The organism is Pollutimonas rozaliensis (assembly GCF_048751585.1).
GTDB lineage: Bacteria > Pseudomonadota > Gammaproteobacteria > Burkholderiales > Burkholderiaceae_B.
Genome location: NZ_JAZHOB010000347.1, coordinates 1 through 239 on the forward strand (window position 1 = coordinate 1; position 239 = coordinate 239).

At 62.3% G+C, this 239-nt stretch carries 1 pseudogene; it reads left to right on the top strand.

Going from position 1 to position 239, the window contains the following annotated elements:
* A pseudogene (locus V0R37_RS23185) lies at nucleotides 1–239 on the top strand (hypothetical protein); the annotation flags it as partial.

Below are 239 nucleotides of genomic sequence, written 5' to 3' on the forward strand. Positions count from 1 at the left end.
CGCACCTTTCAGATCGCCCACGAATTCAGCCAGATGAGCGCGCTGGAAAATCTCATGATGGTGCCCCCCCATCAAGCAGGGGAAAGCCTGTTCAACACTTGGTTCGAACCGGGCCTGGTGCGCCAGCAGTTTCTTCTGGCCGCCAGAGAGGTTGCCCGCCAGCTCATTGCGCACGTGGTGCAGGCCCACGAAGTCGATGACTTCCAGCGCTCGCTGGCGCACCTCGGCCTCCTGCTGGC